This window comes from Kosakonia sp. ML.JS2a, assembly GCF_025642095.1.
GTDB lineage: Bacteria > Pseudomonadota > Gammaproteobacteria > Enterobacterales > Enterobacteriaceae.
In genome coordinates this window covers 5,032,844-5,058,271 of sequence record NZ_CP106754.1, presented here as the reverse complement: position 1 = coordinate 5,058,271, position 25,428 = coordinate 5,032,844, and the positions used below count along the sequence as shown (strand labels likewise).

The window sequence follows — 25,428 nt, the reverse complement described above, 5'->3', positions numbered from 1 at the left end:
GGAAGAATAATGACGACGAAAAAAGCAGACTACATTTGGTTCAATGGCGAGATGGTTCGTTGGGAAGATGCAAAAGTCCACGTGATGTCCCACGCGCTGCATTACGGTACGTCTGTATTTGAAGGCATCCGTTGCTACGACTCTCACAAAGGTCCAGTGGTCTTCCGCCATCGTGAACATATGCAGCGCCTGCAAGACTCTGCAAAAATTTACCGTTTCCCGGTATCTCAGAGCACCGATGAGCTGATGGAAGCATGCCGTGCCGTGATCCGCAAAAATAACCTGACCAGCGCTTATATTCGCCCGTTGGTGTTTGTGGGTGACGTGGGTATGGGCGTGAACCCGCCTGCAGGCTACTCCACTGACGTGATCATCGCCGCGTTTCCGTGGGGAGCTTATCTCGGCGCTGAAGCGCTGGATCAGGGGATCGATGCCATGGTTTCTTCCTGGAACCGCGTGGCGCCAAACACCATCCCGACAGCCGCCAAAGCCGGTGGTAACTATCTTTCTTCCCTGCTGGTTGGTAGCGAAGCGCGCCGTCATGGCTATCAGGAAGGTATCGCTCTGGATGTGAACGGCTATATCTCTGAAGGCGCAGGCGAAAACCTGTTTGAAGTGAAAGACGGTATTCTGTTCACCCCGCCGTTTACTTCTTCCGCACTGCCGGGTATCACGCGTGATGCCATCATTAAGCTGGCGAAAGAGCTGAATATCGAAGTGCGTGAGCAGGTACTGTCCCGCGAATCTCTGTACCTGGCGGATGAGGTGTTCATGTCCGGTACCGCCGCAGAAATCACCCCGGTACGCAGCGTCGATGGTATTCAGGTGGGCGAAGGCCGTTGCGGCCCGGTCACCAAACGCATTCAGCAAGCATTCTTTGGCCTCTTCACCGGTGAAACCGAGGATAAATGGGGCTGGTTGGATCAAGTTAACCAATAACAATAAATTTGTTTCCCTAAATCATTTGTGTTGCAGCAAGGCAGCCAACGTAGCTGCGGCGCAAAGGATGACGGGAAAAGATAGACGGGAGTAAAAAAGCATGCCTAAGTACCGTTCCGCCACCACCACCCACGGGCGCAATATGGCGGGTGCCCGCGCGCTGTGGCGCGCAACCGGGATGACCGATGCCGATTTCGGCAAACCGATTATTGCCGTCGTGAACTCGTTTACCCAGTTCGTGCCGGGCCACGTCCATCTGCGCGATCTTGGTAAACTGGTTGCGGAGCAAATTGAGGCCGCAGGCGGCGTCGCGAAAGAGTTCAATACTATCGCTGTCGATGATGGCATCGCGATGGGGCACGGCGGTATGCTTTACTCCCTGCCATCCCGCGAGCTGATTGCCGACTCCGTCGAATATATGGTGAATGCCCACTGCGCTGATGCCATGGTGTGTATTTCCAACTGCGACAAAATCACCCCGGGGATGCTGATGGCCTCCCTGCGCCTGAACATTCCGGTCATTTTTGTTTCCGGCGGCCCGATGGAAGCCGGGAAAACCAAACTCTCTAACCAGATCATCAAACTCGATCTGGTGGATGCAATGATCCAGGGTGCTGACCCGAAAGTCTCTGACGATCAGAGTGAACAGGTTGAGCGTTCTGCTTGCCCTACCTGCGGTTCCTGTTCCGGTATGTTTACCGCCAACTCGATGAACTGCCTGACTGAAGCGTTGGGCCTATCTCAGCCGGGTAACGGTTCGCTGCTGGCCACCCATGCCGATCGCAAAGACCTGTTTATCAATGCTGGCAAACGCATTGTTGAACTGACTAAACGGTATTACGAGCAGGACGATGCCAGTGCGTTGCCGCGTCAGATCGCCAGCAAAGCGGCGTTTGAAAATGCCATGACGCTGGATATTGCCATGGGCGGTTCGACCAATACCGTTCTGCACCTGCTGGCTGCTGCGCAGGAAGCCGAAATTGATTTCACCATGAGCGACATTGACAAGCTTTCCCGCAAGGTGCCGCAGTTGTGTAAGGTCGCGCCAAGTACGCAGAAATACCATATGGAAGATGTGCATCGCGCCGGTGGTGTGTTGGGCATCCTCGGAGAGCTGGATCGTGCAGGTCTGCTGAACCGCGACGTGAAAAACGTGCTGGGTCTGACGCTGCCGCAAACCCTTGAACAATACGATGTGATGCTGACCAAAGACGACGCGGTGAAAACCATGTTCCGCGCAGGTCCGGCAGGCATCCGAACCACGCAGGCATTTTCGCAGGATTGCCGCTGGGACACGCTGGATGACGATCGCGCCGAAGGCTGTATCCGTTCGCTGGAACACGCTTACAGTAAAGATGGCGGTCTGGCGGTGCTGTATGGCAACTTTGCAGAGAACGGTTGTATCGTGAAAACGGCGGGCGTTGATGACAGCAACCTGAAATTTACCGGCCCGGCGAAAGTGTACGAAAGCCAGGATGCGGCGGTTGAGGCTATCCTCGGTGGCAAAGTGGTCGCTGGTGATGTCGTGGTGATTCGCTACGAAGGGCCGAAAGGTGGGCCGGGTATGCAAGAGATGCTTTATCCGACCAGCTTCCTGAAATCCATGGGGTTAGGTAAGGCCTGCGCACTGATCACCGACGGTCGTTTCTCCGGCGGTACCTCCGGTCTTTCTATCGGTCACGTTTCACCCGAAGCGGCCAGCGGCGGCAACATTGGCCTGATTGAAGATGGCGACATCATCGCTATCGACATTCCGAGCCGTGGCATTCAGCTGCAACTGAGCGATCAGGAACTGGCTGCACGTCGTGAAGCCCAGGAAGCCCGCGGCGATAAAGCCTGGACACCTGTCGATCGCGAACGCCAGGTATCCTTTGCGCTGCGCGCCTATGCCAGCCTCGCGACCAGTGCAGACAAAGGCGCAGTACGCGATAAATCTAAACTCGGGGGTTAATGATGGCCGAATCCCAACCCCTCTCCGCCGCCCCCGAAGGGGCGGAATATCTGAGGGCGGTGCTTCGCGCACCGGTTTATGAAGCGGCGCAGGTAACGCCGCTGCAAAAAATGGAAAAGCTCTCTTCGCGTCTGGATAACGTCATTCTGGTGAAACGCGAAGACAGACAGCCCGTGCACAGCTTTAAGCTGCGCGGGGCGTACGCGATGATTGCTGGGCTGACGGAAGAGCAGAAAGCTAACGGCGTGATCACGGCTTCGGCAGGCAACCATGCGCAAGGTGTGGCAATGTCTTCCACGCGGCTTGGCATTAAATCGCTGATCGTTATGCCGGTCGCGACTGCGGATATCAAAGTTGATGCGGTACGTGGCTTTGGCGGCGAGGTTCTGCTGCACGGCGCGAACTTCGACGAAGCCAAAGCTAAAGCCATTGAGCTGTCGCAACAGCAAGGTTTCACCTTCGTGCCGCCGTTCGATCACCCGATGGTGATTGCCGGGCAGGGTACGCTGGCGCTAGAGCTTTTGCAGCAGGATGCGCATATCGATCGCGTTTTTGTGCCGGTAGGCGGCGGCGGTCTGGCGGCGGGTGTGGCGGTGCTGATTAAGCAACTGATGCCGCAAATCAAAGTCATTGCCGTTGAAGCGGAAGATTCGGCTTGTCTGAAAGCCGCGTTGGATGCGGGTCATCCGGTTGATTTACCCCGCGTCGGGCTGTTTGCGGAAGGGGTGGCGGTAAAACGTATCGGTAACGAAACGTTCCGGCTGTGTCAGGCCTATCTCGACGATATCGTCACCGTGGATAGCGACGCGATTTGCGCGGCGATGAAAGATCTGTTCGAAGACGTACGCGCTGTGGCGGAGCCTTCTGGTGCACTGGCGCTGGCGGGCATGAAAAAGTACATCGCCAAACATAATATTCATGGCGAGCGACTGGCGCATGTGCTTTCCGGTGCGAACGTCAATTTCCACGGCCTGCGCTATGTTTCCGAGCGTTGCGAACTGGGTGAACAGCGTGAAGCGCTGCTGGCGGTCACTATCCCGGAAGAGAAAGGCAGTTTTCTGAAGTTCTGCCAGTTGCTCGGCGGGCGCTCTGTTACCGAGTTTAACTATCGTTTTGCGGATGCGAAAGATGCCTGCATTTTTGTGGGCGTGCGCTTAAGCCGCGGGTTAGAAGAACGTAAAGAGATCCTCGAACTGCTGCATAACGGCGGTTATGACGTGGTGGATCTCTCCGATGATGAGATGGCGAAACTGCACGTGCGTTACATGGTCGGCGGTCGGCCCTCTAAGCCGTTGCAGGAGCGCTTATACAGTTTTGAATTCCCGGAATCTCCCGGCGCGCTGCTGAAGTTTTTGCACACGCTCGGCACTCACTGGAATATCTCGCTGTTCCATTATCGCAGTCATGGTACCGACTATGGTCGCGTGCTGGCGGCGTTTGAGCTGGCGGATCATGAGCCGGACTTCGAAACCCGGCTCAATGAACTCGGTTATGATTGCCACGATGAGACGCATAACCCGGCGTTCCGGTTTTTCCTCGCCGGTTAGCCGGTTAATGGTTGGGCAGGATTTGCCAGAAAGCACTCACAAGCGGCTCATGCAGCCGCTTTTTTTGTGCGCATACGCCAAGCTCGAACGGTGTTTTCTCGTCGCTGCGCTCAAGGATCATCACCCGGTTGCGCACCGGCTCCGGGCTGTTTTCCAGCACCACTTCCGGGATCAGCGCTACGCCGCAGCCTAATGCGACCATCGATACCATTGCTTCGTGGCCGCCAACGGTGGCGTAAATCGACGGATTGCTGATTTTATGACGACGAAACCACAGCTCAATGCGACGGCGCACTGGTCCCTGATCCGCCATAATAAACGGCACCGTCGACCAGTCGGGATCTGGCTGCGAAACCTGGTTGCGTACCGGGCAGGCTAAGGCCGGCGCTATTAGCACAACGGCAAGATTTTCCAGCATGGAAAAAGCCACCGCGCCGGGCAAGGTTTCCGGTTTCCCGGCTATCGCCAGATCTGCTTCGCCGGTGACCACTTTTTCCATCGCGTCGGCGGCATCACCGGTGGTGAGTTTGATTTCCACCGACGGATGTTCAGCGCGGAAGCGATCGAGAATAGGCGGCAAATGACTGTACGCCGCGGTAACGGAACAAAACAGATGCAACTCGCCGGAAAGCGAGGGGCCTTGCTGGTCTATCGTGTGGCGGAGTTGCTGATACTGCAATAAAGTTTGTTGAGCGAAAACGCGAAGTTCTTCTCCCGCTTCGGTCAGTGTGACGGTGCGGTTATCTCGCACAAAAAGCGGCTGGCCGAGATCCTCTTCCAGTCGCTGGATCTGGCGCGAGAGCGTGGAAGGGCTGACGTGCATGGCCCGCGCACTGCGGCCAAAATGGCGGCTTTCCGCCAGATGCAGAAACGTTTTCAGGTCGCGTAAATCCATGAGACAGGCTCCACAAATTTGTATTGCAAAAATTGCAATGTCACATTGTTAATATATCAATTTAAGCAACGCATTTCCTGTCATATAGTGGGTTCAATCTCGCGAAACAGCGAACCGAACAATAAGCACCACAACACAACATCATGAGGTCTCACCATGGCTAACTACTTTAATACACTGAACCTGCGCCAGCAGCTGGCACAGCTGGGCAAATGTCGCTTTATGGCGCGTGAAGAATTTGCCGATGGCGCAAGCTACCTTCAGGGTAAAAAAGTGGTCATTGTCGGCTGCGGCGCCCAGGGCCTGAACCAGGGTCTGAATATGCGCGACTCCGGCCTGGATATCTCCTACGCGCTGCGTAAGGAAGCGATCGCTGAAAAACGCGCATCCTGGCGCAAGGCGACCGAAAACGGTTTTAACGTTGGCACTTATGAAGAGCTGATCCCGCAGGCGGATCTGGTGGTTAACCTGACGCCGGACAAGCAACACTCTGATGTTGTGCGTTCCGTACAGCCGCTGATGAAAGATGGCGCAGCGCTGGGTTATTCCCACGGTTTCAACATCGTCGAAGTGGGCGAGCAGATCCGTAAAGACATCACCGTGGTGATGGTTGCGCCAAAATGCCCGGGCACCGAAGTGCGTGAAGAGTACAAACGCGGTTTTGGCGTACCGACCCTGATTGCCGTGCACCCGGAGAACGATCCGAAAGGTGAAGGTATGGCGATTGCTAAAGCCTGGGCTGCGGCAACGGGCGGTCATCGCGCGGGTGTTCTGGAGTCCTCTTTCGTTGCGGAAGTGAAATCTGACCTGATGGGCGAACAGACCATCCTCTGCGGTATGTTGCAGGCCGGCTCTCTGCTGTGCTTCGACAAGCTGGTGGCGGAAGGGACTGACGCGGCCTACGCAGAAAAACTGATTCAGTTCGGTTGGGAAACCATCACCGAAGCGCTGAAACAGGGCGGCATCACCCTGATGATGGACCGTCTTTCTAACCCGGCGAAACTGCGCGCTTATGCACTGTCTGAACAGCTGAAAGGCATTATGGCGCCGCTGTTCCAGAAACATATGGATGACATCATCTCCGGCGAATTCTCCTCCGGCATGATGGCTGACTGGGCGAACGACGATAAAAAACTGCTGACCTGGCGTGAAGAGACCGGTAAAACCGCATTTGAAACCGCACCGCAGTTTGAAGGCAAAATCAGCGAACAAGAGTACTTCGATAAAGGCGTGCTGATGATCGCGATGGTGAAAGCGGGCGTTGAGTTGGCGTTTGAAACTATGGTTGCTTCCGGCATCATCGAAGAGTCTGCTTACTATGAATCACTGCACGAGCTGCCGCTGATTGCCAACACCATCGCGCGTAAACGCCTGTATGAAATGAACGTGGTTATCTCTGATACCGCTGAGTATGGTAACTACCTGTTCTCTTATGCCTGTGTTCCGCTGCTGAAAGAGTTTATGACCACGCTGCAGACGGGCGACCTGGGCCAGGCGATTGCCGAAGGCGCTGTTGATAACGCGCAACTGCGCGATGTGAACGAAGCGGTTCGCAGCCATGCAATCGAAAAAGTGGGTCAGAAGCTGCGTGGCTACATGACTGATATGAAACGTATTGCTGTCGCAGGCTAAAAAAAGAAGTCGGGTAGCGTTTCGCCTGCCCGACCTGCAGTAGCGTAAGCCCGGTAAGCGTGAGCGCCACCGGGCTTTTTATTAGTTGCGATACAGCACTTTGATGATGTGATAACCGAACTGGGTGTGCAGCGGGCCGGTCGGCTCCAGCACCGGGCAGGAAAACACCACTTTATCGAAGGCCGGAACCATCTGACCCTGACGGAATTCCCCTAAATGGCCGCCTTTTTTGCCTGATGGGCAAATAGAGTGTTTCTTCGCCAGTTTCTCGAAATCGCCGCCGTTTTTGATTTGTTCCAGAAGATCCAGCGCCAGTTTCTCTTCTTTAACAAGGATGTGCAGTGCTGCTGCTGTTTTTGCCATGATCGTGCCTTGAGTGGAGGAGTTTGGGCTGGCTATACTATCACGCTGTTTATCTCCTTCCTGACTTTCGTTGAGTGATTTTTCCTATGCGTTTAAACCCCGGACAACAACAAGCCGTCGAATTCGTCACCGGCCCCTGCCTGGTGCTGGCGGGTGCAGGATCCGGTAAAACACGCGTAATCACCAATAAAATTGCCCATCTTATTCGGGGCTGCGGTTATCAGGCACGACATATTGCAGCGGTCACCTTTACCAACAAAGCTGCACGCGAAATGAAGGAACGTGTCGCGCAAACGTTGGGTCGGAAAGAGGCGCGGGGGCTGATGATCTCCACGTTCCATACGCTGGGTCTGGATATCATCAAGCGTGAATATGTTGCGCTGGGCATGAAGTCTAACTTTTCGTTGTTCGACGATACCGATCAGGTCGCCCTTCTGAAAGATCTGACGGAGGGGCTGATCGAAGATGACAAAGTGGTGCTGCAACAACTGATCTCGACGATCTCAAACTGGAAAAATGATCTGCTTACCCCGCAGCAGGCTGCCGCCCGCGCGATCGGCGAACGGGATCGGATGTTCGCCCATTGCTACGGTCTTTATACCGCCCATATGAAGGCGTGCAACGTTCTCGATTTCGACGATTTGATCCTGCTGCCCACGCTGCTGTTGCAGCGCAATGAAGAGGTGCGCGAGCGCTGGCAGAACAAGATCCGCTACCTGCTGGTGGATGAATATCAGGATACCAACACCAGTCAGTATGAACTGGTAAAACTGCTGGTGGGCCAGCGCGCACGGTTTACTGTGGTAGGCGACGATGACCAGTCAATTTACTCCTGGCGCGGCGCGAGGCCGCAAAACCTGGTGTTACTGAGTCAGGATTTCCCGGCGTTGCAGGTCATTAAGCTGGAGCAGAACTACCGTTCTTCGGGGCGTATTCTGAAAGCGGCCAACATCCTGATCGCCAATAACCCGCATGTGTTTGAAAAACGCCTGTTTTCGGAGCTCGGCTACGGTACGGAACTGAAAGTCCTGAGCGCCAACCACGAGGAGCATGAAGCCGAGCGCGTGACCGGTGAGTTGATTGCCCATCACTTTGTGAATAAAACGCAGTATAAGGACTATGCCATCCTCTATCGCGGCAACCATCAGTCGCGGGTGTTTGAAAAATTCCTCATGCAGAACCGCATTCCGTACAAGATTTCTGGCGGTACCTCTTTCTTCTCGCGCCCGGAAATCAAAGATCTGTTGGCTTATCTGCGGGTGCTAACCAATACGGATGACGACAGTGCATTTTTGCGCATTGTGAACACGCCAAAGCGTGAAATTGGTTCCGCCACACTGCAAAAGCTGGGGGAATGGGCAATGGTGCGCAATAAGAGCCTGTTTGCCGCCAGCTTTGACGTTGGGCTAAACCAGACGCTCACCGGGCGCGGTTATGAATCATTAACACGCTTTACCCAGTGGCTTGGCGATGTGCAGCGCCTGTCGGAGCGTGAGCCCATTGCCGCCGTGCGTGATCTGATTCACGGCATTGATTATGAATCCTGGTTGTTCGAAACCTCGCCCAGCCCGAAAGCGGCGGAAATGCGTATGAAAAACGTCAATACGCTGTTTGGCTGGATGACCGAGATGCTCGAAGGTAATGAACTGGATGAGCCGATGACGCTGGATCAGGTGGTCACGCGTTTCACCCTGCGCGATATGATGGAGCGAGGTGAAAGCGACGATGAGTCCGACCAGGTGCAATTGATGACGCTGCATGCCTCTAAAGGCCTGGAGTTCCCCTATGTCTTTCTGGTCGGCATGGAAGAAGGCTTACTGCCGCATCAGAGCAGCATTGATGAAGACAACGTTGATGAGGAACGCCGTCTGGCTTACGTTGGCATAACCCGCGCGCAGAAGGAGCTGATTTTTACGTTGTGCAAAGAGCGCCGCCAGTATGGTGAACTGGTGCGCCCGGAGCCAAGCCGTTTTCTGCTGGAGTTACCGCAAGATGATCTGATCTGGGAGCAGGAGCGCAAAGTTGTCAGCCCGGAGGAGCGCATGCACAAAGGCCAGGCCAATGTGGCGAATATCCGGGCGATGCTGGCAAAAGCGAAAGAGAAATAAAAAAGCCCGGTATTGCCGGGCCTTATCAACGCTTACGGGCTACCGGATTTCCAGCGCCCAGTGTACATAGCTCTGCCACTGGCTTTCCTGCTCGATCAACTCTGTGCCCAGCGGATGATTTGCCAGCCAGCCCTGAGGAAGTGTCAGCGTCAGTTTCTCACCTTGTGCGCTAACAGCAATGTCTGGCAGCAGGTCGTCACGACGACGGTTGGCAAAGATAATCGCCAGACGCAGTAAACGGCACAGATGTTCCGCAACGCGTGGCGGCACGGCGTTTTGCTGATGCAAAGACGACAGATCAACCGCGTTGGTCTGGTTCAGCAGCAGTGTGGCAAGCAGTTTTTTCTGCGCTGGCGTAAAGCCAGGCAGGTCGAGATTTCGTACCAGCCAGGCGGCATGTAGCGGTGCCTGTTTGAACTCAATGCTGAGACCAATTTCGTGAAGTTCGCAGGCAACTTTCAGGATATCGATACTGTAAGCATCAAGATCCCATGCTTTTGCAACGCCCTGCGCAAAACGTCCCGCCAGCGTGGAGACACGTCTTGACTGATCGGTGTCGATGATAAAACGGCGCTGAATATTGCGCAGCGTACGGCTGCGAATATCCTGATCGACCGCCAGGTGCAACATGCCGTAGACCAGACCTTCACGCAATGCGCCGCCGGCGAGCGTCATGCTTTCAATATTCATCTCAGTGAAAATGGCGATCAAAATTGCCAGCCCACTTGGGAATACCAACGCACGCTCCAGCGTCAGGCCTTCGATCTCCAGCTCTTCAAGGCGCCCGCACTGAATCGCGCGCTGCTTCAACTGTTGCAGTTTGGCGAGGGTAATACGTTCATCCATCCCTTGCGCCATCATGATCTCTTGCAACGCCTGAACCGTACCGGACGCGCCGACGCAGACTTTCCAGCCGTGGCGACGAAGCTCACCGGCGACCGGACGCAATACTTCGCGAGCCGCAAGTTCTGCCGCGTGGAAATTCTCCTGCCCGAGGTTGCGATCGGTAAAAAAACGTTCAAGCCAGGTCACACAGCCCATCGAAAGGCTGAACAGTGACGTGGTTTGCGCGCCGGTGCCGGTTACCAGTTCGGTGCTTGCGCCACCGATATCCACGACCAGGCGCTGATCGGCGCCGCCCGTTGTGTGGGCAACGCCCTGATATATCAGGCGCGCTTCCTCTTCACCGCTGATGACTTGTACCGGGCAGCCGAGGATCTCTTGTGCTTTGTCGAGGAATGTCCGGGCGTTTACCGCCAGACGTAGCGTGGCGGTTGCCACGACGCGGATTTGCTCTTGCGGGATATCCTGCAGTCGTTCAGAGAACAGCCGCAGACATTGCCAGCCGCGCTCCATGGCTTCCTGAGAAAGACGATTTTCGCTACTCAGGCCGGCAGCCAGGCGAACCTTGCGTTTGATGCGGGACAGCGTCTGGATACTGCCCGCCACCTCGCGCACAACCAGCATATGAAAACTGTTGGAACCGAGATCAATAGCTGCATAGAGCGAGGCGGAACCGAGCATATTTTTTAACCTGAACGACGACGATTACGTGGCGCGCCACCGCTACGACGCGGGCCATTGCCGGAGCGGGTGCGCGTCAGGCGTTTTGGCGGCGGCAATTCGCTGAGCAGGGCATCCGGATTGTATTTACTGACCGGAATGGAGTGGCCAATATACGTTTCAATTGCAGGCAGATTCAGCGCGTATTCTTCACAGGCCAGGCTGATGGAATTACCGCTTGCGCCAGCGCGACCGGTACGACCGATACGGTGCACATAATCTTCGCAATCATCAGGCAGATCGTAGTTAAAAACATGCGTGACGGCTGGAATATGCAGGCCGCGCGCAGCAACGTCCGTCGCCACCAGAATATCAAGATCGCCACGCGTGAATTCATCGAGAATACGCAGGCGTTTTTTCTGCGCCACATCGCCCGTCAATAAACCGACACGGTGACCATCCGCGGCAAGGTGACCCCAGATATCTTCACAACGGTGTTTGGTATTGGCGAAGATAATCGCGCGATCTGGCCACTCTTCTTCAATCAGCGTTTGCAGTAAACGCATTTTTTCATCGTTGGACGGGTAGAACAGCTCTTCTTTGATACGGTGGCCGGTTTTCTGTTCCGGTTCGACTTCCACGTATTCAGCGTTGTTCATTTGCTCGAACGCCAGTTCACGCACCCGGTAAGAGAGGGTGGCGGAGAACAGCATATTGAGACGCTGGTCGGTTGCCGGCATACGGCGGAACAACCAACGGATATCTTTAATAAAGCCCAGATCGTACATACGATCGGCTTCGTCCAGCACCACGACCTGGATCGCGCCCAGGTTAATATGGTTCTGTTTGGTGTAATCAATAAGGCGGCCTGTGGTGCCGATCAGAATATCGACGCCGCTTTCCAGCACTTTCAGCTGTTTGTCGTAGCCATCGCCGCCGTAAGCCAGACCCAGTTTCAGGCCTGTCGCCTGCGCCAGGGGCTCCGCATCGGCGTGGATTTGTACCGCAAGTTCACGAGTCGGCGCCATAATAATTGCGCGCGGCTGGTTCACTTTACGGTCTTCGATCGCCGGGTGAGAAAGGAGATAGTGAAACGTTGACGTTAAAAACGCCATCGTTTTGCCGGTACCGGTTTGCGCCTGACCTGCAACATCACGGCCCGCCAGCGTCAGCGGAAGGGCCAGGGCCTGAATAGGCGTGCAATTATGAAACCCTTTATTTTCAAGGGCCTCAATCACTTTGGGGTGCAGGGCGAAGTCGGAAAACTTCTGTTCTGTTAAATGTGTTTTGCTCATAGTGTGGTAGAATATCAGCTTACTATTGCTTTACGAAAGCGTATCCGGTGAAATAAAGTCAACCTTTAGTTGGTTATTGTGGCATCAACACGTTGCTGTTTTATGCTACACCAACACGCCAGGCTTATTCCTGTGGAGTTATATATGAGCGATAAAATTATTCACCTGACTGACGATAGTTTTGACACGGATGTACTCAAAGCAAACGGGCTTGTTCTCGTCGATTTCTGGGCAGAGTGGTGTGGTCCGTGTAAAATGATCGCCCCGATTCTGGATGAAGTCGCTACTGAGTACGAAGGCAAACTGACCGTTGCCAAGCTGAACATTGACCAGAATCCAGGTACCGCGCCGAAGTACGGTATTCGTGGGATTCCAACCCTTCTGCTGTTCAAAAACGGTGAAGTGGCGGCAACCAAAGTCGGCGCTTTGTCTAAAGGCCAACTGAAAGAGTTCCTGGACGCCAACCTGGCGTAACCTGGACTCAGCCGGCGCGCCAGCACTCCTATTTTATGTGGATCGCTGGACGCCCGGCTTCAGCCGTGCTAACTTTGTTTTGACTTCGTTTTGAACATACCTTAGTAGTTTGAATCTTGCATTACCCCGATACTTCCCGCAGAGCAGCACTGCCGCGAGAGAAGTAGACAGATTCCGGGCTTGTCACTCATTCCGTCTTATCGTTTCAGTTCTGCGTACTTTCCTGTGACCAGACGCCGATCGGACATGAGTTGATGGCCGTTAACAGGCATGGATGACCCTGCCATACCATTCACAACATTAAGTTCGAGATTTACCCCGAGTTTAAGAACCCACACCATTATGAATCTTACCGAATTAAAGAATACGCCGGTTTCTGAGCTGATCACTCTCGGCGAAAATATGGGGCTGGAAAACCTGGCCCGTATGCGCAAACAGGACATCATTTTTGCCATCCTGAAGCAGCACGCGAAGAGTGGCGAAGATATCTTTGGCGACGGTGTGCTGGAGATTCTGCAGGATGGATTTGGTTTCCTCCGCTCCGCAGACAGCTCCTACCTCGCCGGTCCTGACGACATCTACGTTTCTCCCAGCCAAATCCGCCGCTTCAACCTCCGCACCGGTGACACCATTTCAGGTAAGATTCGCCCACCTAAAGAAGGTGAACGTTACTTTGCACTGCTGAAAGTTAACGAGGTGAACTTCGATAAGCCGGAGAATGCGCGCAACAAGATTCTGTTCGAGAACCTGACGCCGCTGCATGCGAATTCGCGTCTGCGTATGGAACGCGGTAATGGCTCAACCGAAGACTTAACCGCACGCGTTCTGGATCTGGCGTCGCCAATCGGTCGCGGTCAGCGTGGTCTGATTGTTGCACCGCCGAAAGCAGGTAAAACCATGCTGCTGCAGAACATCGCGCAGAGCATCGCGTACAACCATCCAGACTGTGTGCTGATGGTGCTGCTGATTGACGAACGTCCGGAAGAAGTGACCGAGATGCAGCGTCTGGTGAAAGGCGAAGTGGTTGCTTCTACCTTTGACGAACCGGCTTCCCGCCACGTGCAGGTTGCTGAGATGGTCATCGAAAAAGCCAAGCGCCTGGTTGAGCACAAGAAAGACGTCATCATTCTGCTGGACTCCATTACCCGTCTGGCGCGTGCCTACAACACCGTAGTACCGGCATCCGGTAAAGTGTTAACCGGTGGTGTGGATGCAAACGCCCTGCATCGTCCGAAGCGTTTCTTCGGTGCTGCGCGTAACGTGGAGGAGGGCGGCAGCCTGACCATCATCGCAACGGCGCTGATCGATACCGGTTCGAAGATGGACGAGGTGATTTACGAAGAGTTTAAAGGCACCGGTAACATGGAGCTGCACCTCTCCCGTAAAATTGCTGAAAAACGTGTCTTCCCGGCAATTGATTACAACCGTTCCGGTACGCGTAAAGAAGAGCTGCTCACCACGCAGGAAGAGCTGCAGAAAATGTGGATATTGCGCAAAATCATTCACCCGATGGGTGAGATCGATGCGATGGAGTTCCTCATTAACAAGCTGGCGATGACGAAGACGAATGATGAGTTCTTCGACATGATGAAGCGCTCTTAAAACAAATAAACCCCGGATGCGCCACGTTTTTACGTGGCGTTTTTTATTTATGGGCTATACGCTATATGCACTGGGACAGGCATTGTCCGACACAGACCTCGTCAAAAGGAAATCTTCCCTTTGTGAATTCCTCATTTGGCTGAAAAATAAACAATAACGTCTGTGAATGACCTGCTTTCTCCTTTTATGGAGCGTGGCATCGTCGTTATACTGCCGGGATCAACATTCGCTGAGAGCATGCATTGTGAATTTACTCACTGCGTTTACTGAGTTATTCAGTATTTTCTTGTTCACTACTGTCTTCTTGTTCTTTGCCAGGAAAATGGCGAAGCATGTGGGGCTGGTGGACAAACCTAACTACCGAAAACGGCATCAGGGACTGATTCCGCTGGTTGGGGGAATTTCAGTCTACGCTGGTATCTGCTTTACCTTCGCTATTACAAACGATTATATCCCTCACGCTGCGCTCTATCTGAGCTGTGCCGGGTTGCTGGTCTTTGTCGGCGCGTTGGACGATCGCTTCGATATTAGCGTCAAGATCCGTGCGGCTATCCAGGCAGGGATCGCAGTCGTAATGATGGTGGTGGGCAAACTCTATCTGAGCAGCCTTGGTTTCATCTTTGGTTCCTGGGAGATGGTGCTGGGGCCTTTCGGCTATCTGCTTACGTTGTTTGCGGTATGGGCCGCGATCAACGCCTTTAATATGGTGGACGGCATTGATGGCCTGCTGGGCGGGTTGTCATGTGTTTCCTTCGCCGCGATTGGCATCATTTTATGGTTTGATGGTCAGTTCAGCCTGGCGATTTGGTGCTTCGCGATGATTGCAGCGATTGTGCCCTATATCCTGTTGAATCTCGGTGTCCTTGGCCGCCGCTACAAAGTTTTTATGGGTGATGCTGGCAGTACGTTGATCGGTTTTACTGTCATCTGGATTTTACTGGAAACCACCCAGGGTAAGACGCATCCCATCAGCCCGGTTACCGCGTTATGGATCATCGCCATTCCGCTGATGGATATGGTGGCGATTACCTATCGTCGACTGCGTAAAGGCATGAGCCCTTTTTCACCAGATCGCCAACATATCCACCATTTAATTATGCGGGCAGGTTTCACCTCCCGTCAGGCCTTTATGCTTATCACTCTTGCGGCCGCGCTGTTGGCGACCATTGGCGTGGTGACTGAGTATCTCCATTTCATTCCAGAATGGGTAATGTTGGCATTATTTTTGCTATCTTTCTTATTGTATGGCTACTGTATTAAGCGTGCATGGAAAGTGGCGCGTTTTATCAAGCGGGTAAAACGTCGGATACGCCGTAACAGACACCAAAAATCAACACTAACCAAGTAAAACCGGGAAAGCGATGATTCAACCAGCGTCGGAAGCAACTTCAACAGCTACGGAAAATGAACTGGATATCCGGGGCTTGTTTCGTACCCTTTGGGCGGGGAAATTGTGGATTGGAGGGGTGGCGCTGCTGTTTGCATTGTTCGCGTTAGCCTGGACATTTTTCGCTCCCCAGGAGTGGAGCGCCACTGCAATCACCGACAGACCGACGGTCAATATGCTCGGCGGGTATTACTCTCAGCAGCAGTTTTTGCGCAATCTGGATGTGAAGGCTAACCTGGCATCAGCGGATCAACCGTCTGTCATGGATGAGGCGTATAAAGAGTTCATTATGCAGCTCGCTTCCTGGGATACACGCCGTGATTTTTGGTCACAAACGGATTACTACAAGCAGCGCCGGGTGGGCAATAGCAAAGAGGACGCCGCCATGCTGGATGAGCTGATAAACAATATCCAGTACACCCCCGGCGATGCGGCTCGTAACCTGAAGGACAATGTGAAGCTTATTGCTGAAACCGCGCCGGATGCGAATAACTTGCTGCGTCAGTATGTTGCTTTCGCCAGCCAGCGTGCTGCCAGCCATTTAAACGATGAGCTGAAAGGCGCATGGGCTGCCCGGACTATCCAGATGAAAGCGCAGGTTAAACGCCAGGAAGAGGTGGCAAAAGCGATTTATAACCGGCGTCTGCGCAACGTTGAACAGGCGCTGAAAGTTGCTGAGCAGAATAATATCTCTCGCAATGAAACCGAGGTTCCGCCGGATGAGTTACCCGATTCGGAACTGTTTATGCTGGGCCGCCCAATGCTGAAGGCACGTCTGGAAAACCTTCAGGCAGTGGGGCCGCAATTCGATCTGGACTATGATCAAAACCGGGCCATGCTGAATACGTTGAATGTCGGCCCCACACTTGATCCTCGTTTTCAGACTTATCGTTATTTGCGCACGCCGGAAGAACCGGTAAAACGCGACAGCCCGCGTCGTGCCTTCATGATGATCATGTGGGGAATTGTTGGAGCGTTAACAGGAGCCGGGGTTGCATTAACGCGACGCCGTTCGGATTAAACGCCGTCTGCGATGAAGGTGCTTTGCACCTTCATCATCTACTCGAAGAGAATCGTTGTGAAAGTACTTACCGTATTTGGCACGCGACCAGAAGCCATCAAAATGGCTCCGCTGGTACATGCGCTGGCAAGGGATCCTGACTTTGAGGCGAGGGTTTGCGTCACTGCGCAGCATCGGGAGATGCTTGATCAGGTGCTGAACCTCTTCTCAATTGTTCCGGATTACGACCTGAATATTATGCGCCCTGGGCAGGGGCTAACCGAAATCACCTGCGGTATCCTTGAAGGACTTAAACCCATTCTTGAGTCCTTCCGTCCGGATGTGGTGCTGGTGCATGGCGACACCACGACAACTATTTCGGCGAGCCTTGCTGCATTTTACCAGCGTATTCCGGTTGGACACGTGGAAGCCGGGCTGCGTACTGGCGATCTTTCATCCCCCTGGCCGGAAGAAGCCAATCGTACATTGACCGGCCATCTGGCAATGTATCACTTTGCGCCAACGGAGAATTCTCGCCACAACCTGCTGCAAGAAAATATTGCCGATAACCGTATTTTCGTCACCGGTAATACGGTTATCGATGCGCTTTTCTGGGTGCGCGATAGCGTACTGAAAGACCTTTCGTTACATGGTGAGCTGGCGGCGCGCTACCCGTTTCTCGACGACAATAAAAAACTCATTCTGGTGACGGGCCATCGTCGTGAGAGTTTCGGCCGCGGATTTGAGCAGATTTGCCACGCGCTGGCGGATATTGCTGCACAACATGATGATGTGCAGATTGTCTATCCGGTACACCTGAATCCGAATGTCAGCGAGCCGGTGAATCGTATCCTCAGCCAGGTTGAGAATGTGACGTTGATTGAACCGCAGGACTATTTACCGTTCTTGTGGTTGATGAATCATGCATGGCTGATCCTCACCGATTCGGGTGGGATTCAGGAAGAAGCGCCATCACTGGGGAAACCGGTGCTGGTGATGAGGGACACCACGGAGCGACCGGAAGCGGTCGAAGCCGGAACGGTGAAACTGGTCGGCACGGACCGCCAGCGCATTGTCGAAGAGGTTACGCGCCTGCTTCACGATAATGATGCCTGGCAGACCATGAGTCGTGCGCATAATCCGTATGGAGACGGGCAGGCTTGTCGTCGCATTTTGCACGCACTTAAAAACAATCGGGTAACACTATGAGCTTTACAACCATTTCCGTCATTGGCCTCGGATACATTGGCCTTCCTACTGCAGCGGCGTTTGCCTCCCGGCAAAAGCAGGTTATCGGGGTTGATATCAACGCGCGCGCCGTGGAAACCATTAATCGCGGAGAGATCCATATTGTCGAGCCGGAACTGGATAACGTCGTAAAAGCGGCGGTGGAAGGCGGATATCTGCGCGCCAGCACCACGCCGGTCACAGCAGATGCCTACCTGATCGCTGTACCCACGCCATTTAAAGGCGAGCATGAGCCGGATATGGTTTATGTCGAAGCGGCGGCAAAATCCATTGCGCCGGTGTTAAAAAAAGGTGCTCTGGTGATCCTTGAATCCACTTCGCCGGTAGGGGCGACGGAGCAAATGGCCGCCTGGCTTGCGGCCGCCCGCCCGGATCTCACCTTCCCGCAGCAGGCGGGGGAAGAGGCCGATATCAATATCGCCTATTGCCCTGAGCGCGTGCTGCCAGGGCAAGTCATGGTTGAACTGATTAAAAATGACCGCGTAATTGGCGGCATGACGCCGGTGTGCTCGGCACGCGCCAGCGAGTTGTACAACATTTTCCTCGAAGGTGAATGTGTGGTGACCAACTCCCGCACCGCAGAAATGTGCAAACTCACTGAAAACAGTTTTCGCGACGTCAACATCGCGTTTGCCAACGAACTGTCGCTGATTTGCGCCGATCAGAACATTAACGTCTGGGAGTTGATCCGTCTGGCAAACCGTCACCCGCGCGTGAATATCCTGCAACCGGGTCCTGGCGTGGGCGGTCACTGCATCGCTGTCGATCCCTGGTTTATTGTGGCGCAGAACCCGCAGCAGGCGCGACTCATTCGTACTGCGCGTGAGGTGAACGATCATAAGCCGCATTGGGTATTGGATCAGGTAAAATCCACCGTTGCTGATTGTCTGACCACAACTGATAAGCGCGCGAGCGAACTGAAAATCGCCTGTTTTGGGCTGGCCTTTAAACCCAATATCGACGATCTGCGCGAAAGCCCGGCGATGGAAATTACGCGCAGTGTGGCGCAGTGGCACGGCGGCGAAACACTGGTGGTTGAACCGAATATCCATCAGCTTCCTGCCTCACTGACTGGCATCAGTAAACTGGTGAGCATGCAGGAGGCGCTGGCGCAGGCGGATGTGCTGATCATGTTGGTCGATCACAAAGAATTTAAAGCGCTGGATGGCAGCCGCATCGCGCAGCATCACATTGTGGACACCAAAGGCGTCTGGCGCTAATGCGCTAAGGAGACGGGATGGCTCTTCACGGCACGGTAGAAGAACTGGCGTGGGAAAGCGCGTTTTTTGGTATCCGCAGCGCGATCGTGCGTCTGCATCCTGACGCTCCTGCGCTGAACGTAGCTGATTTCGCTGACTGGCCCCGCCTGCAGGTTAAATTGCCAGCGTCGCATACGCACGCTCTGGATGCGCTGCAACAATTCGGTTTTCACCTGGTGGAAGGGGAAATCGACCTGTCGTTAGCTGTGCCAGCTCAGGGATGCGATCCCCATGCAGACGTGGCGAATGTGGACGACATTCCCGTGCTGCGGCAAATGGCGTCCGAAATTTTTGTGCAGAGTCGTTTTCGCGCGCCGTGGTATCCGGCGGATGCCAGCGGGCGTTTCTATGCGCAGTGGATTGAAAACGCCGTAAAAGGTGTGTTTGACCATCAGTGTCTGCTGTTTCGCCGCGAGGGCGGCGAGATTGCGGGCTTTGTCTCTTTGCGTCAGTTAAACGAGCATGAGGCGCGGATTGGCTTACTGGCCGGTCGTGGGATGGGCGGAAAATTAATGCTGGCTGCCAGCCAATGGGCGCGGCAGCGGCAGCTAACGCAGGTGCGGGTGGCAACCCAGCTTGGGAATACCGCCGCACTTAAACGCTATATTCAAAACGGGGCGAATGTGGAAAGCACCGCTCTGTGGTTATACAGGTGACGTTATGATCCCCTTCAATGCACCCCCGGTCGTGGGGACGGAACTCGACTACATGCAGTCGGCGATGGGCAGCGGTAAATTATGCGGTGATGGCGGCTTTACCCGCCGCTGTCAGCAGTGGATGGAGCAGCGTTTTCACAGCGCGAAAGTGCTCTTGACCCCTTCCTGCACCGCTTCGCTGGAAATGGCGGCGCTGTTGCTGAATATCCAGCATGGCGATGAAGTGATCATGCCGAGTTATACCTTCGTTTCCACCGCCAATGCCTTTGTGCTGCGTGGGGCGAAAATCGTCTTTGTGGATATCCGCCCGGATACCCTGAATATTGATGAAACCTGTATTGAAGCGGCGATTACTGATAAAACCCGCGTGATTGTGCCGGTGCACTATGCCGGGGTGGCCTGCGAAATGGACACCATTATGGCGATGGCGAAACGCCATAACCTGTTTGTGGTGGAAGATGCTGCTCAAGGCGTGATGTCGACCTACAAAGGCCGGGCGCTGGGTACGATCGGGCACATTGGCTGTTTTAGTTTTCACGAAACCAAAAACTACACAGCCGGTGGTGAAGGCGGCGCAACGCTGATTAACGATCGCGCGCTGGTTGAACGTGCAGAGATCATTCGCGAAAAAGGCACCAACCGCAGTCAGTTCTTCCGTGGTCAGGTGGATAAATACACCTGGCGGGATATTGGTTCGAGCTATCTGATGGCGGACCTGCAGGCTGCGTATTTGTGGGCGCAGCTTGAAGCGGCTGACCGCATCAATCAGCAGCGTCTGGCGCTGTGGCAGACCTATTACGATGCGCTGGCACCGTTGGCGCGAGCCGGACGTATTGAATTACCTTCTGTTCCGGCAGACTGTGGCCACAATGCGCATATGTTCTATATCAAACTGCGCGATGAGGCCGACCGCAGCAAACTGATCGCTTTCCTGAAAGAGGCGGAGATCCTCGCCGTATTTCACTACATCCCGCTCCATGCTTCTCCGGCAGGAGAACAGTTTGGCGAATTCCACGGCGAAGATCGCTATACCACGCAAGAAAGTGAGCGTTTGCTTCGTCTGCCGCTGTTCTACAACCTGTCGCCTGTTAACCAGCGCACGGTCATTAGCACGCTCCTGAGCTATTTCAGCTGATATGTCACTGGCAAAAGCATCGGTATGGACGGCGGCCAGTACGCTGGTCAAAATTGGCGCGGGCTTGCTGGTGATCAAACTCCTTGCGGTGGCTTTTGGGCCATCCGGTGTTGGGCAGGCAGGTAATTTTCGTCAACTGATCACGGTGCTCGGCGTACTCGCGGGCGCCGGGATTTTTAATGGGGTGACGAAATGGGTGGCTCAGCACCATGATGACCCGGCGCGTCTGCGCGTGGTGGTCGGGACATCATCGGCGATGGTGCTCGGTTTCTCTACATTGCTGGCGCTGATCTTTTTGTTTGCCGCCGCGCCTGTCAGTCAGGGCTTATTTGGTCATACTCATTATCAGGGGCTGGTGCGTCTGGTGGCGTTGGTGCAGTTGGGCATCGCATGGGCGAACCTGCTACTGGCGGTAATGAAAGGGTTCCGCGATGCGGTGAGTAATGCGCTGTCGTTAATTATCGGTAGCGTCATTGGTGTGCTGGCATGGTATCTCTGCTTCACATTGGGCGGGTACCAGGGCGCATTGCTGGGGCTGGCATTGGTGCCCGCGTTGGTGGTGATCCCGGCGTTGGCGATGCTCATACGGCGCGGTGCGGTTCCGCTGGGTTTTTTCAAACCTCAGTGGGATAAGGCACTGGCGGGACAGCTAAGCAAATTTACGCTGATGGCGTTGATCACCTCGTTCACCATGCCATTGGCTTACGTGATGATGCGAAATCAACTGGCTGCGCATTATAGCTGGGATGACGTGGGGATCTGGCAAGGGGTAAGCAGTATTTCCGATGCTTACCTGCAATTCATTACCGCGTCGTTCACGGTTTATTTGCTGCCGACATTATCGCGCCTGGCGACAAAGCAGGAGATCTCCCGCGAAATCGTAAAGTCGCTACGTTTTGTTTTACCTGCGGTGGCGGCTGTCAGCCTGACCGTCTGGTTGCTACGCGATGTGGCTATCTGGTTGCTGTTTTCCGATAAGTTTACCGCCATGCGCGATCTCTTTGCCTGGCAACTGATCGGCGACGTATTGAAAGTGGGCGCTTACGTTTTTGGTTATCTGGTGGTCGCCAAAGCGTCGTTACGTTTTTATATTCTGGCGGAAATCAGTCAGTTCACCCTGCTGACGCTGTTTTCCCGCGGGTTAATTCCCGCGCATGGCGCCGTTGGCGCGGCGCAGGCCTATATGGCCACGTATGTTATTTATTTCGCCCTCTGTTGCGGCGTGTTTTTGATTTGGCGTAAGAAGTCATGACTACACTCATTCACGTACTGGGATCGGATATCCCACACCATAATCAGACTGTGCTGCGGTTCTTTAATGACACACTTGCGGCGTCGGGAGCCTATGCTCGCGAATTTATGATTGTCGGGCGTGACGACGGTCAGGGTGCGGAATACCCCGCCCTGACACTGCATTTTTTCCCGGGAAAGAAGGCGCTGGCGCAGGCGGTGATCGCGAAAGCGAAAGCCCAACGTCAGCAGCGTTTCTTTTTTCATGGGCAGTTTAATTTTGACATATGGCTGGCGCTATTAACCGGCACAATAAAGCGTGAGCAGTTCTACTGGCATGCCTGGGGAGCCGATCTGTACGAAGTTTCGCGCAGCCTTAAGTTTCGCCTCTTTTATCCGTTGCGTCGGCTGGCCCAGCGCCGCGTCGGGTGTATTTTTGCGACCCGTGGCGATCTGGCGTGGTTTGGTCAGCGTAATCCCGACGTGCGCGGAGAGTTGCTCTATTTCCCGACGCGCATGGATCCGGCGCTCAATACCATGGCGCATGAACTGCAGCGTGAAGGCCAATTGACGATTCTGGTGGGCAATTCCGGCGATCCAAGCAATGAGCATATTGCGGCGCTGCATGCCATTCATCGCCAGTTTGGCGATACGGTGAAGATCATCGTGCCAATGGGGTATCCGGCCAATAACGATGCTTATATTGAGGCGGTGCGACGCGCGGGGCTGGCCTTATTTAACGCTGATAATCTGCGCGTCCTCAGTGAGAAGATGGCCTTTGATGACTATCTGGATCTGCTGGGGACGTGCGATCTCGGATACTTTATTTTTGCCCGTCAGCAAGGGATCGGTACGCTCTGCCTGCTGATTCAGGCGGGTGTCCCTTGTGTGCTGAACCGGGAAAACCCGTTCTGGCGCGATATGGTGGCGGAAGATATTCCCGTGCTATTTACCACGGATAACCTGAATGAGGCGGTAGTCCGCGAAGCCAGGCGTCAATTGGTGGCGGTGGATAAAAACGCCATTACCTTTTTTAGCCCGAACTTTATTGCGCCGTGGCATAAAGCGCTGCGCATTGCTGCGGGGAATGCCGGATGAGCCCACTTGAGTTTTGCGGACTGTTTGTCCTCTGGCTGTTGGCATCGCTGTTTATTGCCACATTAACCTGGTTTGAATTCCGTCGCGTGCGTTTTAACTTTAACGTCTTTTTTTCACTGCTCTTTTTGCTGACGTTCTTTTTCGGTTTTCCGCTCACCAGCGTGCTGGTGTTCCGCTTTAACGTGGGTGTTGCGCCGCCCGGTGTGATGATGCAGTCGTTGCTGGCGGCAACCTGTTTCTACGGAATTTACTATGTGACGTATAAAACGCGGCTGCGCAAACATGCTGCGCCGGTATCGCGTCGACCGCTGTTCACCATTAACCGGGTTGAGGCGAATCTGACATGGGTGATGTTAATGGTCATCGCACTGGTTAGCGTCAGCATCTTCTTTATGCATAACGGCTTTTTGCTGTTCCGCCTGCAATCCTATAGCCAGATCTTCTCCAGTGAAGTGTCCGGAGTAGCGCTTAAACGCTTCTTTTACTTCTTTATTCCCGCAATGCTGGTGGTCTACTTTTTGCGACAGAGTGCGCAGGCGTGGCTCTTCTTCCTCGTCAGCACGGTCGCTTTCGGTTTGTTGACCTATATGATTGTCGGCGGAACCCGCGCCAATATCATTATCGCGTTCGCGATCTTTTTGTTTATCGGCATTATTCGCGGGTGGATCTCGTTATGGATGCTGGCCGCTGCGGGTGTGTTTGGCATCGTCGGCATGTTCTGGCTGGCGATTAAGCGTTACGGGCTGAATGTGAGCGGCGATGAAGCGTTTTATACGTTCCTGTATCTGACGCGAGACACCTTTTCGCCCTGGGAAAATTTGTCGCTGCTGCTGCAAAACTACGACAAGATTGCGTTTCAGGGACTGGCGCCCATCGTGCGCGACTTCTATGTCTTTATTCCGTCCTGGCTGTGGCCAACGCGCCCTAATATTGTGTTGAATACGGCCAATTACTTTACCTGGGAAGTACTGAACAACCACTCTGGCCTTGCGATCTCGCCAACGTTGATCGGCTCTCTGGTGGTGATGGGCGGTGCTGCCTTTATCCCGCTCGGCGCGGTGACGGTGGGGCTCATCATTAAATGGTTTGACTGGTTGTATACTCTGGGCAACCGGGAAACGAACCGCTATAAAGCTGCAATCCTGCATAGCTTCTGCTTTGGCGCGATTTTCAACATGATTGTGCTGGCCCGAGAAGGGCTGGACGCTTTCGTGTCTCGTGTGGTGTTTTTCCTCGTCATCTTCGGCTTCTGCTTGTTGCTGGCGAAGCTGCTGTACTGGCTGTTTGATAACGCGGGTCTGATACACAAACGCGGCGAACGCGCGGCAAAGCCCCTTTCCCAGATGTGAAGGATAAACATGACGGACAAGACTGCAGCGCCGCTGTATGACCTGCGTGGTCTGAAATTGATTGGCTGGCGTGATATGCAACACGCGCTGGATTATCTGTATGCGAATGGCGAGATAAAACAGGGCACGTTGATCGCCATTAATGCGGAAAAGATGCTGACGCTGGAAGATGATGCCCGGGTGCGAGCGTTGATCGAGGCGGCTGAGTTTAAATATGCCGACGGCATCAGTGTCGTGCGCTCCCTGCGGAAGAAGTTTCCGCGTGCGCAGGTATCACGCGTTGCCGGCGCCGATCTGTGGGAAAAACTGATGGCGCGGGCAGGCGAAAATGCGACGCCGGTCTTTCTGGTCGGCGGAAAACCGGATGTGCTGGCGCAAACGGAGCAGCAATTGCGTGCGCAATGGCGGGTGAATATTGTGGGCAGCCAGGATGGGTATTTTAATCCAGGGCAGCAGCAGGCACTGTTTGAGCGCATCCGCGATAGCGGGGCGAAAATCGTCACTGTGGCCATGGGGTCGCCAAAGCAGGAGCTCCTGATGCGTGATTGCCGCGCTGTCTATCCTGATGCGCTGTACATGGGGGTTGGCGGAACGTACGACGTCTTTACCGGCCATGTAAAGCGCGCGCCAAAACTCTGGCAGCATCTCGGGATGGAGTGGCTTTATCGGCTGCTGTCGCAACCGAGCCGTTTAAAGCGTCAGTTGCGTTTGCTGCGTTACCTGCGTTGGCACTACAGCGGAAAACTCTGAACATCTT

At 54.3% G+C, this 25,428-nt stretch carries 21 protein-coding genes; 17 read left to right on the top strand and 4 right to left on the bottom strand.

The annotated features are described in order from the left end of the window. The first annotated feature begins 9 nt into the window (after positions 1 to 9). The 3 genes from ilvE to ilvA all read left to right on the top strand — a co-directional run bounded on the left by ilvE (position 10) and on the right by ilvA (position 4,437). The gene (gene ilvE, locus N7922_RS23850) at positions 10 to 939 is read left to right on the top strand and encodes a branched-chain-amino-acid transaminase (protein WP_061499237.1); all 930 of its coding nucleotides are present in this window, start codon (positions 10 to 12) and stop codon (positions 937 to 939) included. Positions 940 to 1,039: 100 nt separating this feature from the next. Then, positions 1,040 to 2,890, top strand: a complete 1,851-nt coding sequence (gene ilvD, locus N7922_RS23845; protein WP_263098561.1) for a dihydroxy-acid dehydratase — start codon at positions 1,040 to 1,042, stop codon at positions 2,888 to 2,890. Positions 2,891 to 2,892: 2 nt separating this feature from the next. Then, positions 2,893 to 4,437, top strand: coding sequence for a threonine ammonia-lyase, biosynthetic (gene ilvA, locus N7922_RS23840; protein WP_263100996.1), 1,545 nt, complete (start codon positions 2,893 to 2,895; stop codon positions 4,435 to 4,437). Positions 4,438 to 4,441: 4 nt separating this feature from the next. Here ilvA and ilvY read toward each other — a convergent pair whose 3' ends face one another. Beyond that, the gene (gene ilvY / locus N7922_RS23835; protein ID WP_263098560.1) at positions 4,442 to 5,332 is read right to left on the bottom strand and encodes an HTH-type transcriptional activator IlvY; all 891 of its coding nucleotides are present in this window, start codon (positions 5,330 to 5,332) and stop codon (positions 4,442 to 4,444) included. A gap of 156 nt (positions 5,333 to 5,488) precedes the next feature. Between ilvY and ilvC the strand changes: the two genes are divergently transcribed. Beyond that, positions 5,489 to 6,964 (top strand): ketol-acid reductoisomerase, encoded by a 1,476-nt coding sequence (gene ilvC / locus N7922_RS23830; RefSeq protein ID WP_263098559.1) that lies wholly within the window; start codon positions 5,489 to 5,491, stop codon positions 6,962 to 6,964. Between the two features lie 81 nt (positions 6,965 to 7,045). Here ilvC and ppiC read toward each other — a convergent pair whose 3' ends face one another. Then, a complete protein-coding gene (ppiC, locus tag N7922_RS23825; protein WP_001140255.1) occupies positions 7,046 to 7,327 on the bottom strand; it encodes a peptidylprolyl isomerase PpiC in 282 nt (93 codons plus the stop codon). 86 nt (positions 7,328 to 7,413) lie between these two features. Here ppiC and rep point away from each other — a divergent pair, with 86 nt between their 5' ends. Further along, positions 7,414 to 9,435 carry a DNA helicase Rep gene (gene rep / locus N7922_RS23820; protein WP_263098558.1) on the top strand — a complete coding sequence of 674 codons (2,022 nt, stop codon included), beginning with the start codon at positions 7,414 to 7,416 and terminating at the stop codon, positions 9,433 to 9,435. Positions 9,436 to 9,474: 39 nt separating this feature from the next. Here the strand turns inward: rep and gppA are convergent, their stop codons facing one another. Together gppA and rhlB are read right to left on the bottom strand one after the other, a co-directional pair. Further along, entirely contained in the window at positions 9,475 to 10,959 is a 1,485-nt protein-coding gene (gene gppA / locus N7922_RS23815; protein ID WP_263098557.1) for a guanosine-5'-triphosphate,3'-diphosphate diphosphatase, read from the bottom strand. A 5-nt stretch (positions 10,960 to 10,964) separates the two neighbouring features. After that, entirely contained in the window at positions 10,965 to 12,233 is a 1,269-nt protein-coding gene (rhlB, locus tag N7922_RS23810; protein ID WP_263098556.1) for an ATP-dependent RNA helicase RhlB, read from the bottom strand. 144 nt (positions 12,234 to 12,377) lie between these two features. On the opposite strand from rhlB, the gene trxA reads away from it, so the two are divergent. The 12 genes from trxA to wecG all read left to right on the top strand — a co-directional run bounded on the left by trxA (position 12,378) and on the right by wecG (position 25,421). Beyond that, on the top strand, positions 12,378 to 12,707 hold the full coding sequence (gene trxA / locus N7922_RS23805) for a thioredoxin TrxA (RefSeq protein WP_061499209.1): 330 nt from the start codon (positions 12,378 to 12,380) through the stop codon (positions 12,705 to 12,707). A 342-nt stretch (positions 12,708 to 13,049) separates the two neighbouring features. Further along, positions 13,050 to 14,309: a transcription termination factor Rho gene (gene rho, locus N7922_RS23800; RefSeq protein ID WP_004386383.1), complete on the top strand. Its 1,260-nt coding sequence runs from the start codon at positions 13,050 to 13,052 to the stop codon at positions 14,307 to 14,309. Positions 14,310 to 14,553: 244 nt separating this feature from the next. Beyond that, the gene (wecA, locus tag N7922_RS23795) at positions 14,554 to 15,657 is read left to right on the top strand and encodes a UDP-N-acetylglucosamine--undecaprenyl-phosphate N-acetylglucosaminephosphotransferase (RefSeq protein WP_263098555.1); all 1,104 of its coding nucleotides are present in this window, start codon (positions 14,554 to 14,556) and stop codon (positions 15,655 to 15,657) included. Between the two features lie 13 nt (positions 15,658 to 15,670). Continuing rightward, positions 15,671 to 16,717, top strand: coding sequence for an ECA polysaccharide chain length modulation protein (gene wzzE / locus N7922_RS23790; protein ID WP_263098554.1), 1,047 nt, complete (start codon positions 15,671 to 15,673; stop codon positions 16,715 to 16,717). A gap of 57 nt (positions 16,718 to 16,774) precedes the next feature. After that, the gene (gene wecB, locus N7922_RS23785; protein ID WP_263098553.1) at positions 16,775 to 17,905 is read left to right on the top strand and encodes a non-hydrolyzing UDP-N-acetylglucosamine 2-epimerase; all 1,131 of its coding nucleotides are present in this window, start codon (positions 16,775 to 16,777) and stop codon (positions 17,903 to 17,905) included. Beyond that, positions 17,902 to 19,164, top strand: coding sequence for a UDP-N-acetyl-D-mannosamine dehydrogenase (gene wecC, locus N7922_RS23780; protein WP_263098552.1), 1,263 nt, complete (start codon positions 17,902 to 17,904; stop codon positions 19,162 to 19,164). The genes wecB and wecC overlap by 4 nt, the downstream gene beginning before the upstream one ends. Before the next feature lie 17 nt (positions 19,165 to 19,181). Beyond that, on the top strand, positions 19,182 to 19,859 hold the full coding sequence (gene rffC / locus N7922_RS23775; RefSeq protein ID WP_263098551.1) for a dTDP-4-amino-4,6-dideoxy-D-galactose acyltransferase: 678 nt from the start codon (positions 19,182 to 19,184) through the stop codon (positions 19,857 to 19,859). Positions 19,860 to 19,863: 4 nt separating this feature from the next. Next, the gene (gene rffA / locus N7922_RS23770) at positions 19,864 to 20,994 is read left to right on the top strand and encodes a dTDP-4-amino-4,6-dideoxygalactose transaminase (protein ID WP_263098550.1); all 1,131 of its coding nucleotides are present in this window, start codon (positions 19,864 to 19,866) and stop codon (positions 20,992 to 20,994) included. 1 nt (position 20,995) lies between these two features. Then, the gene (gene wzxE / locus N7922_RS23765) at positions 20,996 to 22,246 is read left to right on the top strand and encodes a lipid III flippase WzxE (protein ID WP_263098549.1); all 1,251 of its coding nucleotides are present in this window, start codon (positions 20,996 to 20,998) and stop codon (positions 22,244 to 22,246) included. Then, a complete protein-coding gene (locus N7922_RS23760) occupies positions 22,243 to 23,322 on the top strand; it encodes a TDP-N-acetylfucosamine:lipid II N-acetylfucosaminyltransferase (RefSeq protein ID WP_263098548.1) in 1,080 nt (359 codons plus the stop codon). The genes wzxE and N7922_RS23760 overlap by 4 nt, the downstream gene beginning before the upstream one ends. Beyond that, positions 23,319 to 24,671, top strand: coding sequence for an ECA oligosaccharide polymerase (gene wzyE / locus N7922_RS23755; RefSeq protein WP_263098547.1), 1,353 nt, complete (start codon positions 23,319 to 23,321; stop codon positions 24,669 to 24,671). The genes N7922_RS23760 and wzyE overlap by 4 nt, the downstream gene beginning before the upstream one ends. A gap of 9 nt (positions 24,672 to 24,680) precedes the next feature. Continuing rightward, positions 24,681 to 25,421, top strand: a complete 741-nt coding sequence (gene wecG, locus N7922_RS23750) for a lipopolysaccharide N-acetylmannosaminouronosyltransferase (RefSeq protein WP_263098546.1) — start codon at positions 24,681 to 24,683, stop codon at positions 25,419 to 25,421. Positions 25,422 to 25,428 lie beyond the last annotated feature (7 nt).

Coding starts and splice junctions, on each gene's coding strand:
- rffC (WP_263098551.1), top strand. CDS start 19,182: ATGGCTCTTCACGGCACGGTAGAAGAACTGGCGTGGGAAAGCGCGTTT.
- ilvA (WP_263100996.1), top strand. CDS start 2,893: ATGGCCGAATCCCAACCCCTCTCCGCCGCCCCCGAAGGGGCGGAATAT.
- wzyE (WP_263098547.1), top strand. CDS start 23,319: ATGAGCCCACTTGAGTTTTGCGGACTGTTTGTCCTCTGGCTGTTGGCA.
- ilvC (WP_263098559.1), top strand. CDS start 5,489: ATGGCTAACTACTTTAATACACTGAACCTGCGCCAGCAGCTGGCACAG.
- ilvD (WP_263098561.1), top strand. CDS start 1,040: ATGCCTAAGTACCGTTCCGCCACCACCACCCACGGGCGCAATATGGCG.
- wzzE (WP_263098554.1), top strand. CDS start 15,671: ATGATTCAACCAGCGTCGGAAGCAACTTCAACAGCTACGGAAAATGAA.
- gppA (WP_263098557.1), bottom strand. CDS start 10,959: ATGCTCGGTTCCGCCTCGCTCTATGCAGCTATTGATCTCGGTTCCAAC.
- wecC (WP_263098552.1), top strand. CDS start 17,902: ATGAGCTTTACAACCATTTCCGTCATTGGCCTCGGATACATTGGCCTT.
- wecG (WP_263098546.1), top strand. CDS start 24,681: ATGACGGACAAGACTGCAGCGCCGCTGTATGACCTGCGTGGTCTGAAA.
- rhlB (WP_263098556.1), bottom strand. CDS start 12,233: ATGAGCAAAACACATTTAACAGAACAGAAGTTTTCCGACTTCGCCCTG.
- rho (WP_004386383.1), top strand. CDS start 13,050: ATGAATCTTACCGAATTAAAGAATACGCCGGTTTCTGAGCTGATCACT.
- wzxE (WP_263098549.1), top strand. CDS start 20,996: ATGTCACTGGCAAAAGCATCGGTATGGACGGCGGCCAGTACGCTGGTC.
- ppiC (WP_001140255.1), bottom strand. CDS start 7,327: ATGGCAAAAACAGCAGCAGCACTGCACATCCTTGTTAAAGAAGAGAAA.
- rep (WP_263098558.1), top strand. CDS start 7,414: ATGCGTTTAAACCCCGGACAACAACAAGCCGTCGAATTCGTCACCGGC.
- rffA (WP_263098550.1), top strand. CDS start 19,864: ATGATCCCCTTCAATGCACCCCCGGTCGTGGGGACGGAACTCGACTAC.
- N7922_RS23760 (WP_263098548.1), top strand. CDS start 22,243: ATGACTACACTCATTCACGTACTGGGATCGGATATCCCACACCATAAT.
- trxA (WP_061499209.1), top strand. CDS start 12,378: ATGAGCGATAAAATTATTCACCTGACTGACGATAGTTTTGACACGGAT.
- ilvE (WP_061499237.1), top strand. CDS start 10: ATGACGACGAAAAAAGCAGACTACATTTGGTTCAATGGCGAGATGGTT.
- ilvY (WP_263098560.1), bottom strand. CDS start 5,332: ATGGATTTACGCGACCTGAAAACGTTTCTGCATCTGGCGGAAAGCCGC.